Consider the following 3,988-nt stretch of genomic DNA (forward strand, 5'->3'; position numbering starts at 1 on the left):
CGGTAATTAGTAAAGCTTTGGGCAGTGATGAGGCCTATAAATGGGAATCCACAGGTGCTGATGGGTATACAATTGAGCCCGTTGAAAAAGATTCAGTCGGTACAGAGATTATTTTAAAGATTAAAGAAAATACAGAAGATGAGAATTACGATGAGTATTTACAGGAATATCGCTTAAAATCAATTATTAAGAAATACTCTGATTTCATCCGTTATCCAATTAAAATGGATGTTACCAGCAGAAAACTTAAGGATGGCAGCGAGTCCGAATACGAAGATTACCAAGAAGAACAAATCATCAATAGTATGGTTCCGATTTGGAAAAAGAATAAAAGCGAACTTACCGATGAGGATTATGAAAACTTCTATGCAGAAAAACGCTATGGATTTGATAAACCGATCAAGCATATTCATATCAGCGTAGAAGGGTCAATACGTTATAATGCGATTCTTTATATCCCAGAAAAAACTCCGTTCGACTTCTATTCGAAAGAGTTTGAAAAGGGCTTAGAACTCTATTCTAATGGCGTTCTTATCATGGATAAATGTGCAGACCTGCTTCCAGACCATTTTAGCTTCGTCAAAGGGATGGTTGATTCCGAGGATTTATCGCTTAACATTTCAAGGGAAATGCTCCAGCATGACCGCCAATTGAAGCTGATTGCTAAAAATATTAATAAGAATATCAAGAGCGAATTACTAAGCCTGCAAAGAAAAGAAAGAGAAAAATACGAAGAATTTTATCAATCTTTCGGTCGTCAATTAAAGTACGGAGTGTACAGTGACTTTGGTGCTAATAAAGAATTATTACAAGATCTGATTATGTTTTACTCATCTAAAGAGAAGAAACTTGTTACTTTGGATGAATATGTTTCAAGAATGCCTGAAGATCAAAAATATATTTATTACGCTTCCGGTGAATCGATTGATCGTATTGAGAAATTACCACAGGCAGAATTCGTGTCGGAAAAAGGCTACGAAATTCTTTACTTCACTGAAGATATCGATGAATTCGCGATCAAAATGTTGATGAACTACAAAGAGAAAGAATTCAAATCGATCTCAAGCGGTGACCTAGGAATTGAAGGGGAAGATAGCAAGGATGCTTCCGAAGCCAATGAGACCGAAAATAAAGAACTCTTTGACTATATGAAAAATATTTTAGCTGATAAAGTGAAGGATGTAAGGATTTCAAAAAGATTGAAGTCGCACCCAGTCTGCCTGGCAACGGAAGGGGACATTTCAATTGAAATGGAAAAAATTCTTGCAGCTATGCCTGATAATCAAAATATCAAAGCCGACAAAGTGTTAGAAATCAATAAAAACCATGAGGTCTTCCAATCCTTAAAAGAGGCTTTCGATAATGATAAAAGTAAATTGGACTTGTACACCAAGTTATTATACAACCAAGCACTTTTAATTGAAGGATTACCAATCAGTGACCCAGTAGAATTTACAAATGATATTTGTAAAATAATGGTGTAATCCATTTAATTACTCTCTAATGCCGACTTCACTTTATTGTGAAGTCGGTTTTTTGTACCACTTATAATAGAAGGTAAACTAGTGGTATTGCAATGATTATCTTCCCGTTACAGATATTACCTTCATAGTGATTAGGTACGTGGACAAGCTTATTATTGTAATGCAGAAAGGGGTCTGAAAATATGCCAGTAACAAAAAAAAGAATAGCTGGCAAGAAGTGTTAAAAGTAGTAAAAGCACTTGATCCAAAAAAACTTGAGATCATTAAGTCAACTTTACCCATAGTCAAAGAGCATGGTGAGGCTATTACAAAGCAATTTTACAAGCGAATGTTTAAAGAGCATCCAGAACTTCTGAACATTTTTAACCAAACACACCAGATAACGGGTCATCAACCGAAAGCATTAGCCGATGCCGTTTATGGCGCTGCTGCTAATATTGAAGATTTTAGTAAAATCATGCCAGTACTAGAGCGCATTGGAGAGAAACACCGGAGCTTACAAATTAAGCCTGAGCATTACCCAATCGTAGGAGAAAATCTCTTGGGAGCCATAAAGGAAGTTCTTGGGGATGCTGCTACCAATGAAATTTTGGACGCATGGGCAGATGCCTATGATGTCATCTCTGATGTGTTTATCCGAATGGAAAACAAAATGTATCAAACAACCGAAGCGATGCCAGGAGGATGGGCAGGATTTCGTGAATTCACTGTCGAGAAAAAAGTGAAAGAGAGCGATGTGATTACCTCCTTTTATTTAAAGCCAAAGGATGGAAATCAAATTTCCACGTTTATCCCAGGGCAATACATAACGGTAAAAATGGAGAGTCCTAATGAAAAATATATCCATCTAAGGCAGTATAGTTTGTCTGATAGCCCAGGTTTAGACTATTACCGGATCAGTGTAAAGCGGGAAGATCCGAAAGGCGACATACCGGCTGGAGTGGTATCATCCTATCTTCATAACCAGGTAAACGAAGGAGATATTATTCCAATCACTGCTCCTGCTGGTGACTTTTATTTAGATATGGAATCAACACGTCCATTAATATTAATTAGTGGAGGGGTCGGACTTACGCCAATGATGTGTATGTTAAACACGACAGTGAAAGAAAAACCAGACCGTGAAATTTATTTTATCCATGCAGCTATAAATAGTAATCTTCATGCATTTAAAACACACGTAAACGATTTAGCAGCAGAGCATAAAAACGTAAAATCATTTGTTATTTATGAAAAGCCAACAGAAGTAGATAGGGAAATGAAAAGCTTTGATAAGGAAGGGTATATTACTCTCGATTTGATTCAACAAGTGGTGCCTGCCAAGGATGCTGATTTTTATTTTTGTGGACCTGAGCCATTCATGAAAGTGGTTAATAAATCATTAAAGCAATGGGGGATACCAGAGAAACAAATTCACTATGAATTTTTTGGTTCCTTTGGCAGATTAGACGCTCACATCTAAAATAAAAATTGAACATATTCACGACTCCCTTCTTAATTAAGAAGGGAGTTTTTGATTTAGAATGATTTATCCGATATAACTTAATAGGCTTTACATAAAGTGAATTATCTGCTTAAAATAATGGGGGACAAAAAATAGGTTATCAATATTTTTCTAGTAGTTGTGACAACAAGAAAGGCTGATTAGATGTTATTTGATTTAGATCCATCGTTATTACTTATTTTAGTTGTTTTTGGCTTTTTAGCCGCATTTATCGATTCCGTGGTTGGCGGCGGAGGTCTGATTGCCTTGCCGGCATTGTTATTTACAGGTCTGACGCCAGCGGCTGCCGTGGCAACGAATAAACTAGCTGGGACAATTGGATCCTTAACTAGCACAGTTATGTTTTATCGTTCGGGAGAGCTTAATTTAAAATCGGTCTATAAATTGTTTCCTCTCACGTTTATTGGTTCGATGATAGGTGCATGGACAGTTCATTTAATGAATCCCGAATTGTTAAAGCCATTGATGCTAATCATGCTCGCAGTAGTTGCAATTTATACGATTTTTAAGAAGGATTGGGGAAGTATTTCAACGGACAAAAAATTCGCCATCCACCATCAGATCATTTTTATGTTGATCATTTTTGCAATCGGATTCTATGATGGTTTTATAGGTCCTGGAACAGGTTCATTTTTAATCTTTGCCTTTTTAATGATGGGTTTTAATTTTTTAAAGGCCGCAGGGAATGCCAAGTTTTTGAACTTTGGAAGTAATGTCTCTGCATTGTTGATGTTCATTTTTTTAGGACAAGTAAATNNACTGGCACAAGTGGCTGGGGCAATTGTAGGTTCGAGATTTGCAATTAAACGCGGCAGCGGCTATGTCCGTGCCTTGTTTATCGTCGTTACCTTTTTATTGTTAGCGAAAAATACGTATGATTATTTTCAATAGCAGAGAATAAAAACAGTTAGAATAGGAGATTAGGATAAATCTTTTTAAGCTGGTAAACAAAATTTCTTGATTTTTTTTTAATACCCATAATCTACATTTGATAATAAGC

General features: G+C 36.3%; 3 protein-coding genes. All 3 read left to right on the forward strand.

Annotation, left to right across the window (positions count from 1 at the left end; all coding sequences use genetic code 11):
* The coding region (htpG, locus tag V7659_RS19770; protein WP_335541617.1) for a molecular chaperone HtpG at positions 1 to 1,484 on the forward strand (1,484 nt) is incomplete at its 5' end.
* Between the two features lie 217 nt (positions 1,485 to 1,701).
* Positions 1,702 to 2,946, forward strand: coding sequence for an NO-inducible flavohemoprotein (hmpA, locus tag V7659_RS19775; protein WP_335541618.1), 1,245 nt, complete (start codon positions 1,702 to 1,704; stop codon positions 2,944 to 2,946).
* A gap of 186 nt (positions 2,947 to 3,132) precedes the next feature.
* Positions 3,133 to 3,879 (forward strand): TSUP family transporter, encoded by a 747-nt coding sequence (locus V7659_RS19780; RefSeq protein ID WP_335541620.1) that lies wholly within the window; start codon positions 3,133 to 3,135, stop codon positions 3,877 to 3,879.
* Positions 3,880 to 3,988: the final 109 nt, after the last annotated feature.

This window comes from Neobacillus drentensis, from assembly GCF_036966985.1.
Classification (GTDB): domain Bacteria; phylum Bacillota; class Bacilli; order Bacillales; family Cytobacillaceae; genus Neobacillus; species Neobacillus drentensis_E.